Source organism: Bifidobacterium longum subsp. infantis ATCC 15697 = JCM 1222 = DSM 20088, assembly GCF_000269965.1.
Classification (GTDB): Bacteria; Actinomycetota; Actinomycetes; order Actinomycetales; family Bifidobacteriaceae; genus Bifidobacterium; species Bifidobacterium infantis.
The window spans coordinates 2,539,170-2,562,492 of record NC_017219.1; the positions used below are offsets into that span (position 1 = coordinate 2,539,170).

17 protein-coding genes, 1 tRNA gene and 3 rRNA genes are annotated in these 23,323 nt (G+C 60.5%); 2 read left to right on the forward strand and 19 right to left on the reverse strand.

The annotated features are described in order from the left end of the window. Positions 1-130 precede the first annotated feature (130 nt). From rrf to dapE, 16 genes are all read right to left on the reverse strand, one after another. A 5S ribosomal RNA gene (gene rrf, locus BLIJ_RS11865) occupies positions 131-247 on the reverse strand. Positions 248-417: 170 nt separating this feature from the next. Then, a 23S ribosomal RNA gene (locus BLIJ_RS11870) occupies positions 418-3,483 on the reverse strand. A gap of 31 nt (positions 3,484-3,514) precedes the next feature. Beyond that, positions 3,515-3,835 (reverse strand): hypothetical protein, encoded by a 321-nt coding sequence (locus BLIJ_RS14505; protein WP_126386297.1) that lies wholly within the window; start codon positions 3,833-3,835, stop codon positions 3,515-3,517. 79 nt (positions 3,836-3,914) lie between these two features. Continuing rightward, positions 3,915-5,440 (reverse strand): 16S ribosomal RNA (locus tag BLIJ_RS11880). Together the 16S, 23S and 5S rRNA genes form the textbook arrangement of a ribosomal RNA operon. Positions 5,441-6,011: 571 nt before the next feature. Next, complete coding sequence (rplA, locus tag BLIJ_RS11885) at positions 6,012-6,704, reverse strand: 50S ribosomal protein L1 (protein ID WP_012578523.1); 693 nt, start codon at positions 6,702-6,704, stop codon at positions 6,012-6,014. Between the two features lie 15 nt (positions 6,705-6,719). Continuing rightward, positions 6,720-7,151: a 50S ribosomal protein L11 gene (rplK, locus tag BLIJ_RS11890; protein ID WP_003829785.1), complete on the reverse strand. Its 432-nt coding sequence runs from the start codon at positions 7,149-7,151 to the stop codon at positions 6,720-6,722. 260 nt (positions 7,152-7,411) lie between these two features. Continuing rightward, on the reverse strand, positions 7,412-8,305 hold the full coding sequence (gene nusG, locus BLIJ_RS11895) for a transcription termination/antitermination protein NusG (RefSeq protein WP_012578524.1): 894 nt from the start codon (positions 8,303-8,305) through the stop codon (positions 7,412-7,414). Between the two features lie 29 nt (positions 8,306-8,334). Continuing rightward, entirely contained in the window at positions 8,335-8,562 is a 228-nt protein-coding gene (gene secE / locus BLIJ_RS11900) for a preprotein translocase subunit SecE (protein WP_012578525.1), read from the reverse strand. Between the two features lie 37 nt (positions 8,563-8,599). Further along, positions 8,600-8,675, reverse strand: a tRNA-Trp gene (locus tag BLIJ_RS11905). A 152-nt stretch (positions 8,676-8,827) separates the two neighbouring features. After that, entirely contained in the window at positions 8,828-10,033 is a 1,206-nt protein-coding gene (locus BLIJ_RS11910) for a pyridoxal phosphate-dependent aminotransferase (RefSeq protein WP_012578526.1), read from the reverse strand. A gap of 90 nt (positions 10,034-10,123) precedes the next feature. Beyond that, the gene (proB, locus tag BLIJ_RS11915; protein ID WP_012578527.1) at positions 10,124-11,257 is read right to left on the reverse strand and encodes a glutamate 5-kinase; all 1,134 of its coding nucleotides are present in this window, start codon (positions 11,255-11,257) and stop codon (positions 10,124-10,126) included. Beyond that, positions 11,258-12,949 carry a GTPase ObgE gene (gene obgE, locus BLIJ_RS11920; RefSeq protein ID WP_012578528.1) on the reverse strand — a complete coding sequence of 564 codons (1,692 nt, stop codon included), beginning with the start codon at positions 12,947-12,949 and terminating at the stop codon, positions 11,258-11,260. Positions 12,950-13,017: 68 nt separating this feature from the next. Continuing rightward, on the reverse strand, positions 13,018-13,266 hold the full coding sequence (gene rpmA / locus BLIJ_RS11925; protein WP_007053061.1) for a 50S ribosomal protein L27: 249 nt from the start codon (positions 13,264-13,266) through the stop codon (positions 13,018-13,020). Positions 13,267-13,288: 22 nt separating this feature from the next. Further along, positions 13,289-13,597 carry a 50S ribosomal protein L21 gene (rplU, locus tag BLIJ_RS11930; RefSeq protein ID WP_012578529.1) on the reverse strand — a complete coding sequence of 103 codons (309 nt, stop codon included), beginning with the start codon at positions 13,595-13,597 and terminating at the stop codon, positions 13,289-13,291. A 151-nt stretch (positions 13,598-13,748) separates the two neighbouring features. Beyond that, complete coding sequence (locus BLIJ_RS11935; RefSeq protein ID WP_041982157.1) at positions 13,749-16,706, reverse strand: Rne/Rng family ribonuclease; 2,958 nt, start codon at positions 16,704-16,706, stop codon at positions 13,749-13,751. A 311-nt stretch (positions 16,707-17,017) separates the two neighbouring features. Next, positions 17,018-18,223 carry a succinyl-diaminopimelate desuccinylase gene (dapE, locus tag BLIJ_RS11940; RefSeq protein ID WP_012578531.1) on the reverse strand — a complete coding sequence of 402 codons (1,206 nt, stop codon included), beginning with the start codon at positions 18,221-18,223 and terminating at the stop codon, positions 17,018-17,020. Between the two features lie 106 nt (positions 18,224-18,329). Between dapE and BLIJ_RS11945 the strand changes: the two genes are divergently transcribed. Together BLIJ_RS11945 and BLIJ_RS11950 are read left to right on the forward strand one after the other, a co-directional pair. Then, positions 18,330-19,274, forward strand: a complete 945-nt coding sequence (locus BLIJ_RS11945; protein WP_013141357.1) for an AEC family transporter — start codon at positions 18,330-18,332, stop codon at positions 19,272-19,274. A 251-nt stretch (positions 19,275-19,525) separates the two neighbouring features. Next, positions 19,526-19,972 (forward strand): RbsD/FucU family protein, encoded by a 447-nt coding sequence (locus BLIJ_RS11950; protein ID WP_012578533.1) that lies wholly within the window; start codon positions 19,526-19,528, stop codon positions 19,970-19,972. Positions 19,973-20,218: 246 nt separating this feature from the next. Here the strand turns inward: BLIJ_RS11950 and BLIJ_RS11955 are convergent, their stop codons facing one another. The 3 genes from BLIJ_RS11955 to BLIJ_RS11965 form a co-directional block, all read right to left on the reverse strand. After that, positions 20,219-20,986: an amidohydrolase family protein gene (locus tag BLIJ_RS11955; protein ID WP_012578534.1), complete on the reverse strand. Its 768-nt coding sequence runs from the start codon at positions 20,984-20,986 to the stop codon at positions 20,219-20,221. A 1-nt stretch (position 20,987) separates the two neighbouring features. Further along, positions 20,988-22,271 carry an MFS transporter gene (locus BLIJ_RS11960; RefSeq protein WP_012578535.1) on the reverse strand — a complete coding sequence of 428 codons (1,284 nt, stop codon included), beginning with the start codon at positions 22,269-22,271 and terminating at the stop codon, positions 20,988-20,990. 229 nt (positions 22,272-22,500) lie between these two features. Next, complete coding sequence (locus BLIJ_RS11965) at positions 22,501-23,292, reverse strand: SDR family oxidoreductase (RefSeq protein WP_012578536.1); 792 nt, start codon at positions 23,290-23,292, stop codon at positions 22,501-22,503. Positions 23,293-23,323: the final 31 nt, after the last annotated feature.

Consider the following 23,323-nt stretch of genomic DNA (forward strand, 5'->3'; position numbering starts at 1 on the left):
GCGGCGGACCAGGGTGAGGCCCAAGATGCTGAGGCCCAAGGACGCGAGATACCCCCCCCCACGCGCGCGAGTGTCCCGATATGCGGGAAGCCCCGGTACCTTCAAGGTACCGGGGCTTCCTGTACGTGTGATGCGGCGGCGTGCTACTCTCCCACACCCTGTCGAGTGCAGTACCATCGCCGTGCCAGGCCTTAGCTTCCGGGTTCGGAATGGGACCGGGCGTCTCACCTGGGCCATGACCGCCGCAAATCTTCTCTTGTACGGTCAGACGCTGGGGTCTGCCGGCCTGTGGCGGCCTGGGAACCGGATAGGGGACGCGATTGCCGTTGATGTTTCGTCTTGTGGCCAGACAATGCTCATCGTCGTCTGGTGTCGTTTGCAGGAGGATGATGCGGTCCCCGAACGGATCGGGGAATGATAGTGTTGCCTTTCGTCCGTTAGTACCGGTCGGCTCCACCCCTCGCGGGGCTTCCACGTCCGGCCTATCGACCACGTGTTCTGCATGGGGACTACAGCAGCCCGAGGCTGCACGGAATGCTTATCTTGGAGCAGGCTTCCCGCTTAGATGCTTTCAGCGGTTATCCCTTCCGAACGTAGCCAACCGGCCGTGCCACTGGCGTGACAACCGGCATACCAGAGGTTCGTCCACCCAGGTCCTCTCGTACTATGGGCAGGCCTCCTCAACATTCCAACGAGCGCAGAGGATAGAGACCAAACTGTCTCACGACGTTCTGAACCCAGCTCGCGTGCCGCTTTAATCGGCGAACAGCCGAACCCTTGGGACCTGCTCCAGCCCCAGGATGCGACGAGCCGACATCGAGGTGCCAAACCATCCCGTCGATATGGACTCTTGGGAATGATCAGCCTGTTATCCCCGGGGTACCTTTTATCCGTTGAGCGATGCCGCGTCCGTACACCGGCACCGGATCACTAGTCCCGACTTTCGTCCCTGCTCGGACCGTCGTCCTCGCAGTCAAGCCCGCTTGTGCACTTGCACTCGCCACCCGATTGCCAACCGGGCTGAGCGGACCTTTGGGCGCCTCCGTTACTCTTTGGGAGGCAACCGCCCCAGTTAAACTACCCGCCAGGCACTGTCCCTGAACAGGATCACTGTTCGAGGTTAGACATCCAATGCGAACAGAGCGGTATTTCACCTTGCGGCTCCGCACGATCTGGCGACCATGCCTCTCGGCCTCCCGCCTATGCTACACAATCCACACCGAATGCCAATACCAAGGTATAGTAAAGGTCCCGGGGTCTTTTCGTCCTTCTGCGCTTAACGAGCATCTTTACTCGTACTGCAATTTCGCCGAGCTCCTGGTCGAGACAGTGGGGAAGTCGTTACGCCATTCGTGCAGGTCGGAACTTACCCGACAAGGAATTTCGCTACCTTAGGATGGTTATAGTTACCACCGCCGTTTACCGGGGCTTGAATTCACCGCTTCACCCGAAGGCTGACGGATCCTCTTAACCTTCCGGCACCGGGCAGGCGTCAGTGCATATACAGCGGCTTGCGCCTTCGCATGCACCTGTGTTTTTGGTAAACAGTCGCTACCCCCTGGTCTGTGCCACCCCCAAAAGCTCCCCGCGCGAGGCGGCTCACCATCGGGGGTCTCCCTTAAACCGAAGGAACGGGAGTGATTTGCCGAGTTCCTTGACCAGGATTCGCTCGATCGCTTTGGTATTCTCTACCTGACCACCAGTGTCGGTTTGGGGTACGGGCGGCTTCGAGCCTCACGCCGAAGCTTTTCTCGGCAGCCGGGATCACCGGATATCGGGCCACAAGGCCCCCACCATCGCACCTCGCCCACACGCCCCGCGGATTTGCCTACGGGACGGGCTGCGTGCTTGACCACGGAAAACCACCTCCGCGGCCGGCTACCCTTCTGCGTCACTCCTGCGCTGACCTACTACAAGGATCGGTCCCAACAGGCCCAGGCATCCCACCCCCGAAGGGGAAGCAAGCCCGGACCCGGAGGTTAGTACTCCAAGCCTCGGTTCTGGCGGCTGAAAGCCGGTACGGGAATATCGACCCGTTCATCCATTCGACTACGCCTGTCGGCCTCGCCTTAGGACCCGACTCACCCAGGGACGATGAACGTGGCCCTGGAACCCTTGGTCATCCAGCGGACGGGATCTTCACCCGTCTTTCGCTACTCATGTCTGCATTCTCACTCCCATGAAGTCCACGGCGCGTTCACACGGCCGCTTCGCCCCTCATGGGACGCTCTCCTACCCAGTACAAAATACTGCCGCGTCTTCGGTGGTGTGCTTGAGCCCCGCTACATTGTCGGCGCGGAACCACTAGACCAGTGAGCTGTTACGCACTCTTTCAAGGATGGCTGCTTCTGAGCCAACCTCCTGGCTGTCTATGCGACTCCACATCCTTTCCCACTTAGCACACGCTTCGGGACCTTAGACGACGGTCTGGGCTGTTTCCCTTTCGACGACGAAGCTTATCCCCCGCCGACTCACTGCCGGGATACACGTCACCGGTATTCGGAGTTTGGTTGCTGTTGGTACCCGATACGGGCCCGCAAGCATCCAGTAGCTCTACCCCCGGGACGCAATGACCCGACGCTGCACCCAAATGCATTTCGGAGAGAACCAGCTATCACGGAATTTGATTGGCCTTTCACCCCTAACCCCAAGTCATCCCCCCGGTTTTCAACCCAGGTGGGTTCGGTCCTCCACACGGTCTTACCCGCGCTTCAACCTGCTCAGGGCTAGATCATCCCGCTTCGGGTCCAGGACACGCGACTTTAAACGCCTTTTAAGACTCGCCTTCGCTACGCATACCCCACACGGGTTATGCTCGCCACATGCCACTGACTCGCAGACTCATTTTTCGATAGGCACGCCGTCACCCCACAAAGAGGCTCCGACGGATTGTAGGCGCACGGTTTCAGAGACTGTTTCACTCCCCTCCCGGGGTACTTTTCACCTTTCCCTCACGGTACTCGTTCGCTATCGGTCAGACAGGAATATTCAGGCTTACCCGACGGTCCGGGCGGATTCGCACGGGGTTCCACGGGACCCGTGCTACTTGGGAGACGCGATCGGCAGACCATGCGCGTTCAGGTACGGGGCCCTCACCCTCTGCGGCCCGGTATTCAACCCGGTTCCCCTGACACATGGTTTTCTACAACTGCCGGCCGGCCCGTCGGAGCCGGCACACGCGATCCCGCAACACCCCACACGCAACCCCCGACGGGTATCACACGCGCAAGGTTTGGCCATCATCCGCTTTCGCTCGCCACTACTCACGGAATATCCTTTCCTGCAGGTACTGAGATGTTTCACTTCCCTGCGTACCCCCCGGCCGAAGCCGGTACCGACCCATGACGGCCGGTGGGTTCCCCCATTCGGAAATCCTCGGATCAAAGCCCTGTAGGCGGCTCCCCGAGGCTTATCGCAGCCTCAAACGTCCTTCATCGGTCCTGTCTGCCAAGGCATCCACCATACGCCCTTGCAAGCAACACACACCATGAAGGTGCATGGCCGCAAGATTCCTCTAGCAAATTCCCAGACGACAAATCATCACACTAAAAATGATCACAAAACGATCGAAACGAACAATAGAGTTCGATTCGAAATCAACAGCAAAACAAAGATTCAAAACCATTGTTTTGCTCGCGTCCACTATCCAGTTCTCAAGCCACCACGCACCGCCACGCCAACCAGACCGGCACACGGCCGGCCCGCAGGCACGACGGGCATCGAATCGCGCCAGGCAAAAGCCTGGGGTGGCGATCCGGGAGCCCAAAAGCGCATCCGCACCACCCCCGCGGAACATCCCACGACGGACGAACCGAAAGCCCATGATCTCTTCCACACCAGCAACCCGTCCACACGCGACCATCGCGCGGGAGGGTCCGCACCGGACGCCGAACGGCATCCTGTATTCTCCGTAGAAAGGAGGTGATCCAGCCGCACCTTCCGGTACGGCTACCTTGTTACGACTTAGTCCCAATCACGAGCCTCACCTTAGACGGCTCCATCCCACAAGGGGTTAGGCCACCGGCTTCGGGTGCTGCCCACTTTCATGACTTGACGGGCGGTGTGTACAAGGCCCGGGAACGCATTCACCGCGACGTTGCTGATTCGCGATTACTAGCGACTCCGCCTTCACGCAGTCGAGTTGCAGACTGCGATCCGAACTGAGACCGGTTTTCAGGGATCCGCTCCGCGTCGCCGCGTCGCATCCCGTTGTACCGGCCATTGTAGCATGCGTGAAGCCCTGGACGTAAGGGGCATGATGATCTGACGTCATCCCCACCTTCCTCCGAGTTAACCCCGGCGGTCCCCCGTGAGTTCCCGGCACAATCCGCTGGCAACACGGGGCGAGGGTTGCGCTCGTTGCGGGACTTAACCCAACATCTCACGACACGAGCTGACGACGACCATGCACCACCTGTGAACCCGCCCCGAAGGGAAACCCCATCTCTGGGATCGTCGGGAACATGTCAAGCCCAGGTAAGGTTCTTCGCGTTGCATCGAATTAATCCGCATGCTCCGCCGCTTGTGCGGGCCCCCGTCAATTTCTTTGAGTTTTAGCCTTGCGGCCGTACTCCCCAGGCGGGATGCTTAACGCGTTAGCTCCGACACGGAACCCGTGGAACGGGCCCCACATCCAGCATCCACCGTTTACGGCGTGGACTACCAGGGTATCTAATCCTGTTCGCTCCCCACGCTTTCGCTCCTCAGCGTCAGTAACGGCCCAGAGACCTGCCTTCGCCATTGGTGTTCTTCCCGATATCTACACATTCCACCGTTACACCGGGAATTCCAGTCTCCCCTACCGCACTCAAGCCCGCCCGTACCCGGCGCGGATCCACCGTTAAGCGATGGACTTTCACACCGGACGCGACGAACCGCCTACGAGCCCTTTACGCCCAATAATTCCGGATAACGCTTGCACCCTACGTATTACCGCGGCTGCTGGCACGTAGTTAGCCGGTGCTTATTCAACGGGTAAACTCACTCACGCTTGCTCCCCGATAAAAGAGGTTTACAACCCGAAGGCCTCCATCCCTCACGCGGCGTCGCTGCATCAGGCTTGCGCCCATTGTGCAATATTCCCCACTGCTGCCTCCCGTAGGAGTCTGGGCCGTATCTCAGTCCCAATGTGGCCGGTCGCCCTCTCAGGCCGGCTACCCGTCGAAGCCACGGTGGGCCGTTACCCCGCCGTCAAGCTGATAGGACGCGACCCCATCCCATACCGCGAAAGCTTTCCCAGAAGACCATGCGATCAACTGGAACATCCGGCATTACCACCCGTTTCCAGGAGCTATTCCGGTGTATGGGGCAGGTCGGTCACGCATTACTCACCCGTTCGCCACTCTCACCACCAAGCAAAGCCCGATGGATCCCGTTCGACTTGCATGTGTTAAGCACGCCGCCAGCGTTCATCCTGAGCCAGAATCGAACCCTCCACAAAAAAAAACTTCATGAAAAGCATCCGAATAGATGACTCTCAAAACAAAAATTGACGAGCACGTCCTTAAGGAAGGACGCCCTCAAAAAACCTCACCCCTCATCAAACCCTCCCGGGTACCCGACCACCACGACAGGCGATCAGGCGAGGAATGAACTGGCAATCATTGACTATAAAGAAGTAGTACAAACACGCTCTTGAGTTCTCAAACCACCACCACTCACCCAACTCACAGCTCTCCAGGAAGAGAACCACTCGCCGAGCGGCAGCAAGGAAATAACTTACACGCATGTTTGGATTCGCGCAAATCGAGGCGCGCAAAAGCCTCAGGAATCGTTGCAATCACACGGTTCCTTCGGCGTGTCGCAAACAGCCTATTTGCACTGTTCTGATACCAGAATAATCCGTCTTTGCATTGCCGATGCGTAACAAATTCATGTGTTCACCGGCGTGTTGCAAGAATTCGATTGCGTGACCATCCAGGTTCACCTTCTCGCAACCGGTCATCGCATATGCAAAAAGGGACTTCCCTTTACGGGAAGTCCCTTTCAGTAGCTATTGAAGCTCGCTAGCCTCAGGCCAGGGTGTTCGGGTCAACCGGAACGCCCGGGTTCATCGTGGAGGTGATGGTTGCCTTGGTCAGGTAACGGCCCTTCACGGTGGCGGGCTTCAGACGCTTGACTTCGTCGGCCACAGCCTTGAAGTTCTCATCCAGAGCGGACTCATCGAAGCTCATCTTGCCGATGAGGAAGCTCAGGTTGCCGTTCTTGTCGACACGGAACTCGATCTTGCCGCCCTTGATGTCCTTGACAGCCTTGGTGACATCCATGGTCACGGTGCCGGTCTTGGGGTTCGGCATCAGGCCACGCGGACCGAGCACACGGCCCAGACGGCCGACCTTGCCCATCATGTCCGGAGTAGCAACCACGGCGTCGAAGTCGAGGAAGCCGCCCTGAACCTTTGCGATCAGGTCGTCATCACCGACGATGTCGGCGCCAGCCTCGGTGGCCTCGGTAGCTTTCGGGCCACGGGCGAACACGAGGACCTTGGCGGTCTTACCAGTGCCGTGAGGCAGGTTGACGGTGCCGCGCACGAGCTGGTCGGCCTTACGCGGGTCGACGCTCAGACGGAACACGGCCTCGACGGTCTGGTCGAAGTTGTAGGCAGGCATGCTCTTGAGCAGAGCGATGGCCTCGTTGGCGGTGTAGAGGTTGTTGCGATCGACGCGCTCAGCGGCTTCGCGGTACTTCTTGGAACGCTTTACCATCTGTCCTTCTCCTTATCAGTCCGTAACCGTGATGCCCATCGAGCGAGCGGTACCCTCGATGATCTTCATGCCGGCCTCGATATCGCGAGCAGACAGGTCTTCCATCTTGGTCTCGGCGATTTCGCGAACCTGCGCCTTGGTGACAGAGCCGACCTTGTGGGTCAGCGGGTTCTCGGTACCCTTCTCAATGCCAGCAGCCTTCTTCAGCAGAGCTGCAGCCGGCGGGGTCTTGAGAACGAAGGTGAAGGAACGATCTTCGTAAACGGTGATCTCGACAGGGATGACCTGACCCATCTTGTCCTGCGTCTGGGCATTGTATGCCTTGCAGAAGTCCATGATGTTCACGCCATGCGAACCCAGAGCCGGGCCCAGCGGCGGGGCCGGGTTGGCCTTGCCAGCCTGGATCTGGAGCTTGATCAGCGCCGAGACTTTCTTCTTGGGAGCCATATTATGGTTCTTCTTTCTATAACGCGGTTCGAATGGTCGCCGTCCTCAGGTTCGTCTGTCTGCCATCATGCTCGGTCTTGACTCATTATTTATCCGTGCATGCTGTAGGCAATCGGCCTGTGGTCGGTCTCCTCCCGCAACTTATATTGCTGTGCTGTGCTAGCGGGTCTTCCCTCCAGACACAAGCTTTCCTATTATGCAAATCCACCCGGACAACACAAAAGCCCGACCACGATGGTCGGGCTCTGCAAAGTTTGGGGTTAATCTAGCTTCTGAACCTGGTGGAAGCCAAGCTCCACCGGCGTATCACGGCCGAAAATGGACACGAGCACGGTGAGCTTCTGAGTGGTGGGTTCCACGTCGGAAACAACGGCGGCCATGGTGGCGAAAGGCCCATCGGTGACGGTGACCTGATCGCCAACGGCGTAGGAGACTTCGACCTTGCGCTTCTTGGCGGCGGCGGGCTTGTCGCCGGCGGCCTTGAGTGCCTCGGAAGCGATCATCGGAGCCATCATCGCCACGACCTCCTTGCGGGAGAGCGGCGCCGGATCCTTGGTCGGGCCAACGAAGCCGGTCACGCCTTCGGTTTCGCGAACGATACGGCGGGCGTTCTCATCCGGCCACATACGAATCAGCACGTAGCCTGGAACACGCACGCGGGTGATGACCTTCTTGCCCTTTTCGGTGTGCTTCTCGACTTCTTCCATCGGCACCTCGACCTGGAAGATCTGGTCTTCCATGCCGAAGGAGGCGACGCGGGACTCGATATTGGTCTTCACGCGCTTCTCGTAGCCGGAGTAGGTGTGCAGCACGTACCACTTGCCATCAAGGGAACGCAGGGACTTGGAGAATTCGTCAACGGCCTGCTGACCGGCATCGGTTTCCTCGGCCTGCTCGGATTCGTTGACTTCTTCCTCGTCCTCATCCAGAGAAACGGTCTCGTTCTGAGTGGAAGCAACAGGAGCGGATTCAGTCACGGCCGGAGCGGCGGACTCAACATCTGCATTGTCGACGGATGCGTCAGATTCTGCGGAAAGGTCAGCAACCGGTTCAGCCGGGGCAACTGCCTCATCGGCAGCAGCTTCGGAAGCCTCGACAAGAGGCTCCTCAGCCGGCACGGCGTCGAGGTTCTCGAGATTCAGTTCATCACTCATGCGTTGTTATTCACCTTAGGTTGTGCGGATCAGCCGAACACCCACAGCACGAGCTTGCCCAGACCGAAGTCCATGCCCGTGACGAGGGCCATCAGCAGCAGCACGAAGATAAACACAGCCAGAGACCAGAAGAACAGTTCCTTGGCAGTAGGGGTTACGACCTTGCGAAGCTCGTCGATGATCTGCTTGATAAACAGACCGATACGCATGAAGACATTCGGCTTGACTACCTTTTCGCTGTTGTTCGTCTTAGCCATTCCGTACCTCGCGTCAGCTGCTTGATTATTGAAAACTTGGCAGGGAAGGCGGGACTCGAACCCACAACCTACGGTTTTGGAGACCGTTGCGCTACCAATTGCGCCACTTCCCTAGGTGAAAATCCACCTCGGCGTGCATTCCGTAGAGAACGCTTCGCCACGGCGAAACCGCCAAATCGTTATAGTAACGGCTCCGGTGGATTATCGCAAATCGCGTGTCGCGCGCGTGGCATGTGCGGGGCATGTGCGTGGCACGCGACTCTTCTCAGTTGGCCCATTCCTTGAATCGACGCATGCCTTCGGCTAGGTCTTCGTCGGCCAATGCGTAGGAGAAACGCAGGTAACCGGGAGCGCCGAAGGCCTCGCCGGGGACGGCGGCCACGTGGGCCTCATCCAACAGTGCGGCGGCAAAGTCAGCGGACGTATCGGACACTGTACCCTTGGGACCCAGCGGCTTGCCAAGCAAAGCGGTGATGTCCGCAAAAGCGTAGAACGCGCCGGTCGGAGTCGGGCAGTTGACGCCCTCGATATCGTTCAAGGCGGTCACAATCGCACGGCGGCGCGCGTCAAAGGCCTTACGCATCTCATGCACCTCATCCAGCGGACCGGCCACAGCAGCCAAAGCAGCACGCTGGGAGATGTTGGCCACATTGGAGGTCATATGCCCCTGCAGCTTGGTGGCGGCCTTGGCCACCTCAAGCGGAGCGACCATCCAGCCGACACGCCAGCCCGGCATCGCATAGGTCTTGGCCACGCCGTTGAGCACCAGCAACTGCCTGCGGCATTCCGGCACGGCGGCACCGATGTAGGTGGTGTGCACATCGTCATAGTTCAGGTGCTCGTAGATCTCGTCGGAGATAACCCAAATGTGGTGCTCGACGGCCCAACGACCGATCGCTTCCACGGTTTCCGGCTTCCAGACGGCTCCGGTCGGGTTGTTCGGGGAGTTGACGATGATTGCCTTCGTATGCTCGGTACGGGCCGCTTCCAGAGCCTCAAGCGAGGGCTCGAAGTTCACGTCGGCACCGGCGAATACTTCGACCGGCACACCACCGGCAATCTTCACAGCCTCGGGGTAGCTGGTCCAGTACGGAGCGGGAATGATGACCTCATCGCCATCGTTGAGCAAGATCTGGAAGGATTCATACACGGCCTGCTTGCCGCCGTTGGTCACCACAACCTGATCGGCATTGACCTCGTAGCCGGAATCGCGCAGCACCTTAGCCGCAATCGCTTCGCGCAGCTCGGGCAGGCCCGGCGTAGGCGTGTACTTGTAATTCTTCGGGTCAAGGCAGGCATCTGCCGCAGCCTTGACCACGTTTGCGGGGGTCGGGAAATTCGGTTCACCTGCGCCGAAGCCGATAACGTCAAGTCCGGCGGCCTTCATGGCCTTGGCCTTGGAATCGACGGCGAGCGTAGCGCTCGGTGCCACAGTGTTGATACGGTCGGAAAGAGTCTGCCATTGCGCCATAGTCATGGCTCCCATGCTAAACCTACAGCACGAAAAATCGCCAGAGCCGCACTATGGTGATGAAACCTGTCGTGTGACAGATTCCATCAGTCACACGAGCACGAGATTGTCGCGATGAATCAGTGGGTGGGCATACTGGGGGCCGAGGAAACGCTTGAGTTGGGCGGTGTTACGCCCGAGCATCTGCGGAATTTCTTCGGAATCGAAGCCGGCGAGGCCTCGGGCCAGGTGTTCGCCGCTTTCGGCATCGATCCAGACCGGATCGCCGGCGGAAAAATCGCCATGCACTTCGAGCGCGCCAGTAGCCAGCAGCGAGGCACGCCCGCCGCGAATCGCCTGGCCGGCACCCGCATCGACCACAATCGCGCCGCGCGGGTCGGCGGCAAAACCAATCCACAGACGGCGTGATGAGCCGCGGGCCTTAACCGGTGCGAACACGGTGCCCACCGGATCGCCCATCATCGCCGGGCCCGCGTTCGAGGCGCAGGTGAGTACCGTGGGGATGCCCGAGACGGCCGCCACGCGCGCGGCCTCGAGTTTGGTGACCATGCCGCCGGTGCCGACCTTGGAGCCGGAGCCGGAGACTTGGATGTCGCCAAGTGCATCGATAACGTTCGGCACATATTCCACACGGCGGGAGCCGGGCTGCGAGGGCGGTGCAGTGTACAGCGCGTCCACGTCGGTCAGTAGCACCAAGGCTTCGGCCCGCACCAGATTGGCTACCAAGGCGGAGAGTCGATCGTTATCGCCGAAACGAATCTCGTTCGAGGCCAACGAATCGTTTTCGTTGATAATCGGCACCACGCCGAGGTCGAGCAGACGGTCCAGCGTGCGTTCCACATTGCGGTACTGGGTGGCACGAATCGTGTCTTCAGCGGTAATCAGAATCTGGCCTACGCGAATACCGAAACGGCCAAAAGCAGTCTCGTAGCGAGCCATGAGCAAACCTTGGCCGACCGCTGCGGTGGCCTGCTGAGTAGCCACGTCGGCCGGGCGTTCGTCAAAGCCCAGCGGGCCGAAGCCGGCCGCAATAGCACCAGAGGAAACCAGTACTACACGCCCGCCCATCAGTCGTATTTGGGCAAGGGCGGCAGCCAGAGCGTCGAGCTTGTCCGGGTCGAGGTGACCGCTCGGCTGGGTCAGTGAGCTGGAGCCGACTTTCACGACAATGGTTCCGGCTGCGGCGACCATGCGCCGCACCTCGGCCTGACTGGGAGTGCTCATTTATTCCTCGGTTTCACCATCTTCGCTGGACTCACCGTGGCCGAAGAGGCTGTTCTCATCATGGCGATCGTCGTCAACGGTCGGGTCGGCCCAGTGGCCGGCCTTGCGTTCGGCCATCATCGCGTCGCGCACGGCGGCACGGGCGTCCATCATCTCGTGGTATTGGGCACGACGTTCGGCGTTGGAGCGGCGGTGCGTGCGCGGGTCCTGCTCTTCGAGACGCAGATCCTTGCCTCGGGCACCGAGGTTGGAGCCGTCGAGCATTTCAGCACCGGCGGAGATGGTCGGATCCCAATCGAATTCGACCATACGGGCACCACGACCGATGCGCACTTCGTCGCCGGGGTGAGCACCCTTGCGGCGCAGCTCGTCCTCCACGCCCAGCTTGGCCAAGCGGTCAGCCAGGTAGCCCACGGCCTCGTCATTGTCGAAGTTGGTCTGCATGACCCAGCGCTCCGGCTTGACGCCACGCACCTCGAAGAACACTTCGCCATTGCCGAGCTCGCGGCGCTCGACCGTGAACTCAAGCGCGCTGCCGCCCTCGTCAGCGCGACGCGGACGGCGGCCCTTGGTCTCCAATGGCTTGATGACCACGCGAGCCTCCTCTTCGGCCTGCTCGCGGTTGGCCACTTCCTCACGCATCTCGTGCACCAGCGCAGACAACGCGAAGTTGAGCTCCTTTAGACCCTCGTGTGAGGCAGTGGAGATCTCAAAGACCTTCAGCCCGAGTCTCTCGAACTCCGGACGCACGAACTCGGCCAATTCCTTGGCCTCGGGCACATCGATCTTGTTCAGGATCACGATGCGCGGGCGTTCGGGAATCGGGATGGCACCCAACGGCAGCTCGAGCTTGTCGGCGTAGAGCGCCAACTCGTTTTCCAGCGCGTGGTAGTCGGACATCGGGTCGCGGTCCGGTTCAAGCGTGGCGCAATCGATCACATGGGCGATGATTTCGGTACGTTCGATGTGGCGCAGGAACTCCAGTCCCAGGCCCTTGCCTTCGGAGGCGCCCGGAATCAGTCCCGGCACATCGGCGATGGTGTATCGAGAGTCGCCGGCGATAACGACGCCGAGATTCGGCACCAGCGTGGTGAATGGGTAGTCGGCGATCTTCGGCTTGGCGGAGCTCATCGCCGCAATCAGGGACGACTTTCCGGCCGAGGGGAAACCGACCAGCGCCACGTCGGCGATGGACTTCAGTTCCAGAATCACGTCGCGCTCTTCACCGAGTTCGCCGAGCAGGGCGAAGCCGGGGGCACGGCGGGTCTTGTTGGCCAGGGCGATGTTGCCGAGGCCGCCGGCACCGCCCTGGGCGACAACGCAGCGGTCGCCCTCGTGGCGCAAGTCGGCGAGCTGTGCGCCGGGATGCTTGGCTTTGCCCTGTTCGCCGCGCGCCTCAAAGACGACGGTGCCGCAGGGCACGGGCAGAATCAGATCCTCGCCCTTGGAGCCGTCCTTATTATCGCCCAGGCCCATGGTGCCGCTGCCGGCGACACGATGCGGCATGAAACGATAGTCGAGCAAGCTGGTGGCGTTACGGTCGGCCACGAACACCACGGAACCGCCGTCGCCGCCATTGCCGCCGTTCGGACCGGCCAACGGCTTGTATTTCTCACGACGGATGCCGGCCGAACCGTTGCCCCCATCGCCGCCCTTGACATGGACGGTTACTCGATCCACAAAATCACTCATATTGATTACCTTACAAAAAAGCCGCGTCCTTACGGGCGCGGCTTGGAAAAAACTTGACGCTATATCGCTCAGGCGATGACGTCGACAACCTTGCGGTCGCGGCGCACACCGAACTTCACGGAGCCATCGGTGAGGGCGAACAGCGTGTGATCCTTGCCCATGCCGACGTTGTGGCCCGGGTGGAAGTTGGTGCCACGCTGGCGAACGATGATGTTGCCGGCCACGACGGCTTCGCCGCCGAACTTCTTCACGCCGAGGTATTGCGGGTTAGAATCGCGACCGTTGCGAGAGCTGGACGCACCCTTCTTATGTGCCATGATTCATGGTCCTTTCTATAACTCAGGCAATCGCCGTGATCTTGACGATAGTCAGCTTCTGGCGGTGACCCTTACGGCGAGCAACACCAGTCTTGTTCTTGTACTTCTGGATGTCAATCTTCGGGCCCTTGGCTTCGTCGTTCACGACCTCAGCCTTGACGGACACCTTGGCCAGATCGGCGGCGGCAAGGGTGACCTTGTCACCATCGACAACGAGGGAGACCGGGAATTCCACGGTATCGCCCTTCTTGGCGTCGAGACGGTTCACGAGGATGACGTCGCCAACCTCGACCTTTTCCTGATGGCCACCGGCCTTCACAATCGCGTACATTATCGTTCCTTTTATGTTTTGGAAAGCTACCTTGCCTAACACGCACCGAGCCTGCGGTCAGACACCGAGTTTCGAATCTACACCACCATACGGACTAAATCAAATGATTTTTGCCCGCGTGTCAAGCACGACACACCTGTTACTCTTCCGCTTACTCTTCCGCCGTGTTGTTGGCAGCGACGGCAGCGGCGGCAATCTGAGCCAGTTTGGCTTTGACGTCAGCGCTGGAACCAGCCGGTTCGGGAGCGGGAGCGGTGCCGCGACCGTGCTTGTTGGTTTTGACGAACGGGTCGCCACCGCGAAGCGCGTAGGGATCGTCGTAGTCGGCCGAAACGGTCGGCTGATCATGCAGGATGAAACCACGGCCCTTGCAGGTCGGGCATTCCTCGGAGAACGCCTCGACCAGACCCTGGCCGATGCGCTTGCGGGTCATCTGCACCAAACCAAGCGAGGTGACTTCGGCCACCTGATGCTTGGTGCGGTCGCGTGCCAGGCATTCGACCAAGCGGCGCAGCACCAAATCGCGGTTGGCGGGCATGACCATGTCGACGTAATCGATCATCACCATGCCACCGATATCGCGCAGGCGCAGCTGGCGGGCGATCTCTTCGGACGCCTCCAGGTTGCAGCGCGTCACCGTTTCCTCCAAGGACTTGCCCTTGCCGATAAAGCGTCCGGTGTTCACGTCGATGGTGGTCATGGCTTCGGTGCGGTCGATGACGATCGAGCCGCCGGACGGCAGGTAAACCTGACGCTCCATGCCCTTACGCAGCTGGGAGTCGATGGACCACTTGTCGAACACGTCCTTGCCTTCATGCTCGGCCGGGTCCCACTTCTCCAGCTTGTCCTTCAAGTCGGGGGCCATGGTGTCCAGGTATTCCTCGATGCGGCCGTAGACCTTGTCACCTTCCACGATGAGCTTGCTGAAGTCGTCGTTGAAGATGTCGCGCACCACGCGGATGGCCACGTCGGGCTCGCCCTGCAGGAGCTTCGGGCGCTTGCCGTGCCAGAATTCCTCGCGCTTGGCGTTGATGCGCTCCCACTGGCGGACCAGTGATTCGAGATCCTTGACGATGGCGTCTTCGGATGCGCCCTCGGCTGCGGTGCGGATGATCACGCCCATGTCTTTCGGGGCGATCTTGGAGACGATGTTCTTCAGACGGCTGCGTTCGCGCTCCGAAAGCTTGCGACTCACGCCGGTCATGCCGCCGGATGGCACGAGCACCAGGAAGCGGCCGGCGAGCGTGACCTGAGAGGTCAGGCGGGCACCCTTGTGGCCGATCGGGTCCTTAGTGACCTGCACGAGCACCGGGTCGCCGGACTTGAACGCCAGCTCGATGCGGCGCGGCTGGCCTTCGAGACGAGCGGCATCCCAGTTGACCTCGCCGGCGTAGAGCACGCCGTTGCGGGCCTGGCCGATATCCACGAATGCGGCCTCCATGCTGGGCAGCACGTTCTGCACGCGGCCAAGATAGATGTTGCCGACGGTCTGTACTTCCTGAATGTCGGAGACGTAATGCTCGACCAAAACATTGTCTTCCACCACGGAAATCTGGGTGTGCTGTTCCTTCTCACGCACCACCATCAGGCGGTCCACGTTCTCGCGGCGTGCGAGGAAGTCCTGCTCCATGAGCTGGCTCTGGCGGCTGCGCTCACGACGGTTGTCACGGCGGCGTTGCTTCTTGGCCTCGAGACGAGTGGAGCCCTCCACATCAGTGATCTCGTCGATGTACTGCTGCTTGCGGGAGCGGCGGACCAGCGGCTGTTCGCTGTTCTGACTCTGGTCGTCGGTGCCCTCGCCGTTCTTGCCGCCACGACGGCGGCGGCGACGGCGAGTGACGGTCTGCTCCTCATCGTCCTCATCGCGATCACGGTCATGATCATCGCGATCGTCACGACGGCGGGAACGCGTATCCTCGGCATCGTTCTCGGCGGTATCGTGCTCGCCGTTGGCACCGGTTTCGCCGCGTGAGCCGCGACGGCGGCGACGGCGCGAACGGGTGCGGATGGCGTCGGATTCTTCGTCGCCCTCCTCTTCGGCAATCGGCGAGTAGGCGATATCGTCCAGCTCGAGGTCTTCCTCAATCTGCTCGACTTCGGCGGCTGCACGGCGCTCCTGGGCGTTCAGGCGGCGGGAGCGACGGGAACGGCGAGAGTCGGAAGCGTCATTGGAATCGAAATCATCATGGTCCGCGTTGGCGCTGGCATTGGCGTCACCGGCGGCAGCGTTGCGGCCACGATCGTCACGGTCGTCACGGCGGCGGCTGCGCGGCTGCGCGTCGTCATCATCGTGGCTGCGCGAGCGGCGGGAGCGACGAGACGGACGTTCGTCGGCGTCAACATCGTCATCACGAGTGTCAGCGGTATCGTGCGCATCCACAGCGGCGGGCAGTACCGGTTCCTGGAAGAGCAGGGACGTCATCGGCTTGCCGCGGCGCATGGTCTCGTGGCCAGAGGGCAGGGATTCGACCGCATCGAACAGGCGCTCATCCGGGGTGTCCTCGTGCGTATCCGCAACTGCACGGCGAGAGCGGGAGCGAACCGGGCGGTCCTCGTCATCATCATCCATATCCATAGATGCACGGCGAGAGCGGCGGCGAACCGGGCGGTCCTCGTCGTAATCGTTATCGTCCGCAACCGAACGGCGACGGGAACGTGGGGCGTCATCGTCATCGAAATCATCGACACTGACAGTGCGGCGCGAACGACGAGGACGATCATCCTCGCTATACGAGTCGACCACTGTGGAAGCGGCGCGGCGCGTACGGCGACGGGTTGGGCGTTCGGCGGAATCCTTGGAATCGCTGGATTCATCGGAATCGCTGGAATCGGCCGCAGTGCCGGCATCGGGAAGCGCGGGGGCTTCGAACAGCGGGGTGCGTTCCTGCACTTGCAGTTCCAGAGAAGCGCCGGCAGCACCGGTGCCGCGAACCACGCGACGGCCGCCGCGACGACGGCGAACAGGTTCGGCGGGCTGGGAGGCGGCGGCAGGCGCAGCGTTCACGGCTGCAGCCGAATCGGCATTGGATACGGTTGAATTATCGGTTCCGTCGTTGACGAAACCTTCACGGTTATCAGTGGGCACAATGCTCCTCGCGGCGCGCTGCATCACGACGCCTATTTCCAGGCCTATACGCTTGGCTCACACCACGCTCTCACCGTGGCCGCGCGAAAACGCGCCGCGTAAAGGCAACTTCGTCTCAAGTCTGTCCTGCGGGTGGCGGACACCGGCGCTTGCGTTGTCTCATTCTCGAGAGCCGCAAGGGGATCGACGCCATCTCACACGCTGATGGTTATGCAGAACCACCATCCTTTAGTATGCCACATATTTTGTGCGGGCGTGGCCCGGCGAGGCTGACGTTCTCTCGGCTCCCCTCCCTGCGGTGACAGCTCCCCTCAGCGAGGGGAGCTAGAGAGGTGTCAGACCAGCCAGTCGGTAAGGATTGCGGCCATGGCGGTCAGATCGGATTCGGGCACCTGCTCGTCGTGCTTGTGAGCCAGCAGCGGATCGCCGGCACCGAGGTTGACGGCCGGGATACCGAGCTGAGAGAAGCGTGCCACGTCGGTCCAGCCGAGCTTGGCCAGTGGGTCGCGGCCAGTGCGCTCCTTAACCAGTCGGACCAGATCCTGGGCGAGCGGGGCGTTCAGACCCGGGCGCGCGGAAGGGCTTTCGTCCTTCATTTCGATGCCGTAGTCCTCGAACACGCCGCCGGTGGCCACATGCTCGCCATTGCCGAGTTCGGCACCGGCGTCCGCGCCCATCATCAGGGCTTTGGCCTCGGCCAGCGACTTGTCCGGGGCGAAGCGGTAGTTGACGTGCACGCGGCATTCATCCGGAATGACGTTCGTGCCTTTGCCGCCGGAGATCAGAGTGGCGTTGAGGCCCTCGCGATAGTCGAGCCCGTCCACGTTCACGGTGGCCGGCTCGTAGGTGTTGAGTCGGTTCAGAATGTCGGCCGCCTTGTGGATGGCGTTCTCCCCCATCCACGCGCGGGCGGAGTGGGCGGCCACGCCGTGGGTCACGACGTCGAAGCGAATCGTGCCGTTGCAGCCGCCCTCGATGCCGCTGTTGGTGGGTTCGCCGATGATGGCGAAATCGCCGGTGATCCAATCGGGATGGGCCTCGACGACTTTGCGTAGGCCATTCTTTTCGGCGACGACTTCCTCATGGTCGTAGAAGACGTAGGTGAGGTCGACTTTCGGGGTGGTTTCCGGCGTGAGGCCGTCGAGCGTGGCGGCAAGGTAGAGCATCACTGCGTCGGAGGCCTTCATATCGGTGGCACCGCGGCCCCACAGCACGCGGTCTTCGGGATGAGCGTGGGCGATTTCTTCGCGAATCAGCGAATCGCCGGGCTCCAGCCACTTTGGTGGGAAATTGTCGATGACCGGCACAGTATCGAGGTGCCCGGCCAAGATCACACGGCTCGGCTTGCCGAAGTCGGTGCTGGCCACCACTGTGTCACCGTGACGACGGACGGTCAGGTGTTCCTGCCCGCCCAGGAAGGCCTCAGCCTCGTCGGTGAGGGGGCCCTCGTGGTCGGACACGGAGAAGTTCTCCATGATCTGGGTGAGCAGGCTGTTCAGCTGCTCGGCAGTGGATGCGGTGCGGTTCAATTCAAGCGTCATGTGACCAGCGTACCGCGTGGGCGGCGGGCCCAGCACACCCACTACATGAGATTTTGCGGCCGAATACATTTTTATGTGCCACACTGGGGTGGCGAAAGGGAGGATTATGTCAGGTCTAATCAGCGCCATGCAAGGCTTCTGCGTTATCGGCATCGTGATTGCGGTGGGATATGTCGCCGCACGAATGCGAATCGGCGGGCCGTCCGCTCAGATGGTGCTCAACCGTTTCTCCTTCTTCGTATCAAGCCCGTGCCTGATGTTCGCGATTCTCTCCAAGGAGCCGATCTTCGACATCTTCCACCCCTCGATTATCGTGGCGTTCTTCTCCGCCGTGCTGGTGGGCGTGGTGTTCTTGGTGCTCAACCGCATGTTCTTCCACCTGAACGCCCCGGACGCCACCATCGGCGCCCTGAATTCGCTGTACCTTAATTCCAATAACATCGGCCTGCCAATCGCCACCTACATTCTGGGCAACCCGGCGCTGGTGGCACCGATTCTGGTCATGCAGCAGGCCATCTTCACACCGGTGGGCCTGACAGTGCTGGACGTGACCACCAAGGGCAAGGTCTCCATCAAGGAAATCGCCAAGCAGCCACTGCATCAACCGCTGCTTATCGGCTCGCTGCTGGGCATTGTGGTCTCTGCGATTTCCGCTAAAAGCGGCTGGTTCCCGGTGCCGAAATTCATTTTCGACCCAATCGACATGATCGGCGATTCGGCTGTGCCGATGATCCTGATGGCGTTCGGCATGTCCCTGCACGGCACCAAGCCGCTGCAGCAGAAGGGCGATCGACCGGCCATCTTCACGGTCGCGGTCCTCAAGAACATCATCATGCCGATCATCGCGTTCCTGCTCGCCTACTTCGTGATGGGCTTCCGCGGCTCCGAGCTGTACGCCTGCGTGGTGCTCGCCGCTCTGCCCACCGGCCAGAACGTGTACAACTACGCGGCCCGCTACAACGTGGGCCTCACCTTCGCGCGCGACGGCATTCTGATGAGCACCATGACCAGCCCGGTGTTTATCGCGATCATCGCGGCGCTGCTGAGCTGATCTCAGTCATCGGCATGGTAATCGGCGAGGTTCACACCGGCGGCCATGAGAATGCCCATGATCTCGCGACCGCTTGAAGCGAATCCCCATGAAATCGAAGATGTGTTTGGAAAAATTACCATCTGACATGGAATTTTTCGCTTACGCGAGGTAAACTAGTAGCACATCGACGGTTGCGGGAATGCCCTGCGGCCACGATTGACGCCGTGGCGGGGTTGCCGCGGCGTCAAGGCAACGAGCAAGGAGGCTTCATGCTCAAAGGTATTCCGAAAATCATCCCGCCGGAGCTGCTGAAAGTGCTGTGCGAGATGGGTCATGGCGATCAGCTGGTCATCGCGGACGGCAACTTCCCAGCCGAATCAATCGGCAAGAACGCAATCGTGGTTCGTATGGACGGCCACGGTGGCGGCGAGATCCTCAAAGCGATTCTGACGGTGTTCCCGCTTGACACGTATGTGGACAAGCCGGCGACGCTGATGGAAAAAGTGCCGGGCGATACGGTTGCGACGCCGATCTGGGATGTGTACGCGGGCCTCATCAAGGAGCATGACGAACGCGGTGCGGATGCGATTGGATCGCTTGAGCGCTTCGCGTTCTATGAGCAGGCGAAGAACGCCTACTGTGTGATTGCCAGCGGCGAGTCGGCGCAGTACGCGAACCTAATCCTGCAGAAGGGAGTCGTCTTCAACGCGGAATAACGCAAGATAACGCTTGACGGCGCTGACGGCACCGGAATATCAGCCGTCAGCCGCAGTACCTTTTACCAACACATACCGATACGGCGAGAAAAGGGAGACCTCGCAGTTGCGGACGAATGATTCCGTCCGCAACTGCGAGGTCTCCCTTTCCTCGTGCTTGCCTCCTCGTACTCGTCTGTTTGTGTACCGCACGAAATAGTTTGCGCTATTCGGCAAAGCACCCCCCTCATCAGAGGGGGCTTGGGTTTAGTCGATGTTGTAAGCGCGACGGGCGTTGTTTTCGAAGAAGTCCTCGTCCTCGCCGAACGTGTCCAGCATGAGTTGGAAGTGCGTGGCAAAGGTCGAGTTGAGTTCCACGACCGGCCAGTTGGAGCTGTACAGCACCTTCTTCGGGCCGAATGTGTCCCGCACGTATTTCACGATGTCCGGGCCCACCGGGTTGTCGCCGGAAACCTTGATATACGAATTCGGCAGTTCGGCCAACGCTGCGAGCGCGGCGCACGATTCCTCATCAAGCCCGGGCACGTTGCCGAGATGATCGATGATGACCGTCACTTCGGGAACCTGCGCGAACGCCTTGGCCATGTCGCCCAGTTCCGGGCCACGGTTGCACAGCTCGAATGGCAATCCCTTGGCGGCCATCGCGCGTAGACCGGCGATGAATTCGGGTTCGAGCGCACGGCCCCGCGGCTCGGAATCCACATGCAGCGGTTCCCTGATGCCATCGGCATTAATCGGGACACGCATCCAAGGGCTTACCCGTCCTTGCAACATGCGCTTCAAGATCAGAGGACTTGCATTCTCGTACAGCAGCCGGTCCTCAAGCTCATGGTCGGCCGCGTCAACCTCCACGTATACGCCGCCGAGGAAATTCACGCCAAATTTGGCGTATTCCGCGGCGAGGTCGTCAACCGTGTACCGGTGCTGCAGTGAGGGCAACCCTGCTAGCCATGGCAGATCCTGCGCATCCGGATCCCAGATATGGAAGTGGGAATCGATTACGTTGAGTGTCATGTCAGGCCTCCTTCAGACCGATCTTGGAACCCCAGAATGCGTACCAAACCAGGAAGAGGAACAACGGAACGGTCGCCCAGAGCATCACGTTCATGCCGGCCGCATCGGTGATCGCACCGTAGACGAGCGGGATAATCGCGCCGCCGACGATAGACATCGTGATCAGACTGGAGCCGGTTTTGGCCGCGGCGCCCTTCAGATGAGTCAGAGCGAGGGCGAAAATCGTGCCGTAGGCGATGGACATGAAGAAGTACAGAGCGATAAACGTGATGACCGATATCTTACCCAATCCCATGGCGGTGAGAATCATGAGGATCGTGGCACCGATCATGTAGAAACCGAGGATCTTGCCTGGCTCGAACTTGGCCATGAACGGGGTGGTGACGAATCGGCCAATCGTGTACATCAGTGTAAGGACGGCGAGGAACGTGGCGGCCATGCCGGCGCTCATACCCTCCCACTGCTGCTGCGCGAACGTGGAGAACGTGGAGAAGCCGATGGTCTGCAGACCGACGTACACGAACTCGGCGATGACGCCGAGGACGACCCACGGCTTCTTGACGAGCGCGCCGATTGAGCTGTCCTGAGCAACGCCGCCGGCCGCTTCCTCCTCGTCGCCCGGGGGCGAAGGGAGCTTGGCGATGACGAACACGGCGATGACGATTGCGAGAATCACGCCGATGACGATGTAGAACATACGGGTCTGGCTCATGAAGGCGACCTTGGACTCCTCGAAGCCGGGGTCACCGGGCTTGGCGGAGGCGGTGTTGCCGAGAATCATGCCAAGAATCAGCGGGCTGACGACCGAGCCGACCGCATTGAAGCTCTGTGCGAGGTTCAGGCGGAAGGATTCGCCCTTCTCGTCGCCGAGCTTGATGATATAGGGATTGCAGTTCGCCTCGAGCGAGGCGGCGCCGAGCGCGATAACGAACATGGCGAGCAGGAATAGGCCGTAGCTCAGAGACGTGGTGGCGGGTATGGTCAGGAACGAGCCGATCACGAAGAAGATCAGGCCGCAGATCATACCGCCCTTATAGCCGAAGCGCTTGGCGACCATTGTCGCCGGAATGGCCATTACGAAGTAGGCGCCGAAGTAGGCGACCTGCAGCAGCGAGGATTCGGTGCTGTTGAGGTTGAGGTAAACGGCGAACGGATCGCGGATGGCGCTGACGAGGTTCATCGTCAGGCCCCAGGTGAAGAACAGTAGCGTGACCAGAGCGAATGCGATGATCCAGCTCTTGCCCCTGGTGGACTTCGACGTCGTCGTCGGAGTGTTGGATGCCATGGTTTCTCTCCTCCTTGAGAGTCACGCGCCGCATGGAGCATTCGGACGCGGCGCGCGATTCGGTGCTGCATTGTAAGGCTCCCCATAGAGGCGGAGCCGACGGTTCGGATGTGACCGGTACGAGTTTACCCTCCCCCGATCACACCCCATGAAAATGGCCTATCAGGCCATATATGCCCCGTTTCGGTCCATTTCGTATCTCTCGTAGGATGTGCGCCGGACCTCGAAGTCAGGCGAGCGCACGGTCAAGGTGGACGTAGCCGCCGTCGACGAACACCCACTGGCCGGTGGTGTGGCTGGAGCGGTCGGAGAGCAGGAATGCCGCTTCATTACCGATCTCTTCGGTGGTGGTCATGCGGTGCTCCAGCGGGATCTTGTCGGTGATCACCGACAGGCGCGCCTTCTGTGCGGCCTCGTCACCGAAGGTCTTGATCCAGTCGGCGTACAGCGGGGTCCAGCATTCGGAGACAACGATGGCGTTGACACGCACCCGGTCCTTGACGAGAGCGGCGGCCCATTCGCGTGTGAGTCCCAGGATCGCGCCCTTGGCGGCCGCGTAGGCGCTAGTCTTGCCTTGGCCGGTAAGCGCGGTCTTCGAGGAGATGTTCACGACGGCGCCATGGCTTTCCTTGAGATACGGCACGGCCGCGTGGACCAGCTCGTAATAGTGAGTCAGGTTGCCGTGGATCGATTCCTCGAATTCGCGCCAGGTGGTGGTTTCGAGATCCTTGTTGTCGTTCTTGCCGGCGTTGTTCACGATGCCGTCGATATGGCCGTACTTCTTGTAGGTCTCCTCGACGATGCCGGCGATCTTGTCGGTGTCGTTCAGATCAAGCAGATGCACGTCGTATTCGGTCGTGTACTGCTCGATATCCTTCTTGAACTCCTCGAGCGCGCTGTCCGAGCGGTTGATCACCACCGGGATCGCGCCTTCCTGGGCCAGTTGCAGCGTGATGCCTTTGCCAATGCCCTTGAAGCCGCCGGTGATGATGATGACTTTGCCTTCGAGATGCAGATCCATGGGAACTCCTTCGTCCATCCTTATTCTGCGT

Excerpts from the sequence above, each read along its gene's own strand:
- rplA (WP_012578523.1), bottom strand. The coding sequence starts at position 6,704 with ATGGTAAAGCGTTCCAAGAAGTACCGCGAAGCCGCTGAGCGCGTCGAT.
- rplK (WP_003829785.1), bottom strand. The coding sequence starts at position 7,151 with ATGGCTCCCAAGAAGAAAGTCTCGGCGCTGATCAAGCTCCAGATCCAG.
- nusG (WP_012578524.1), bottom strand. The coding sequence starts at position 8,305 with ATGAGTGATGAACTGAATCTCGAGAACCTCGACGCCGTGCCGGCTGAG.
- secE (WP_012578525.1), bottom strand. The coding sequence starts at position 8,562 with ATGGCTAAGACGAACAACAGCGAAAAGGTAGTCAAGCCGAATGTCTTC.
- BLIJ_RS11910 (WP_012578526.1), bottom strand. The coding sequence starts at position 10,033 with ATGGCGCAATGGCAGACTCTTTCCGACCGTATCAACACTGTGGCACCG.
- proB (WP_012578527.1), bottom strand. The coding sequence starts at position 11,257 with ATGAGCACTCCCAGTCAGGCCGAGGTGCGGCGCATGGTCGCCGCAGCC.
- obgE (WP_012578528.1), bottom strand. The coding sequence starts at position 12,949 with ATGAGTGATTTTGTGGATCGAGTAACCGTCCATGTCAAGGGCGGCGAT.
- rpmA (WP_007053061.1), bottom strand. The coding sequence starts at position 13,266 with ATGGCACATAAGAAGGGTGCGTCCAGCTCTCGCAACGGTCGCGATTCT.
- rplU (WP_012578529.1), bottom strand. The coding sequence starts at position 13,597 with ATGTACGCGATTGTGAAGGCCGGTGGCCATCAGGAAAAGGTCGAGGTT.
- BLIJ_RS11935 (WP_041982157.1), bottom strand. The coding sequence starts at position 16,706 with ATGCAGCGCGCCGCGAGGAGCATTGTGCCCACTGATAACCGTGAAGGT.
- dapE (WP_012578531.1), bottom strand. The coding sequence starts at position 18,223 with ATGACGCTTGAATTGAACCGCACCGCATCCACTGCCGAGCAGCTGAAC.
- BLIJ_RS11945 (WP_013141357.1), top strand. The coding sequence starts at position 18,330 with ATGTCAGGTCTAATCAGCGCCATGCAAGGCTTCTGCGTTATCGGCATC.
- BLIJ_RS11950 (WP_012578533.1), top strand. The coding sequence starts at position 19,526 with ATGCTCAAAGGTATTCCGAAAATCATCCCGCCGGAGCTGCTGAAAGTG.
- BLIJ_RS11955 (WP_012578534.1), bottom strand. The coding sequence starts at position 20,986 with ATGACACTCAACGTAATCGATTCCCACTTCCATATCTGGGATCCGGAT.
- BLIJ_RS11960 (WP_012578535.1), bottom strand. The coding sequence starts at position 22,271 with ATGGCATCCAACACTCCGACGACGACGTCGAAGTCCACCAGGGGCAAG.
- BLIJ_RS11965 (WP_012578536.1), bottom strand. The coding sequence starts at position 23,292 with ATGGATCTGCATCTCGAAGGCAAAGTCATCATCATCACCGGCGGCTTC.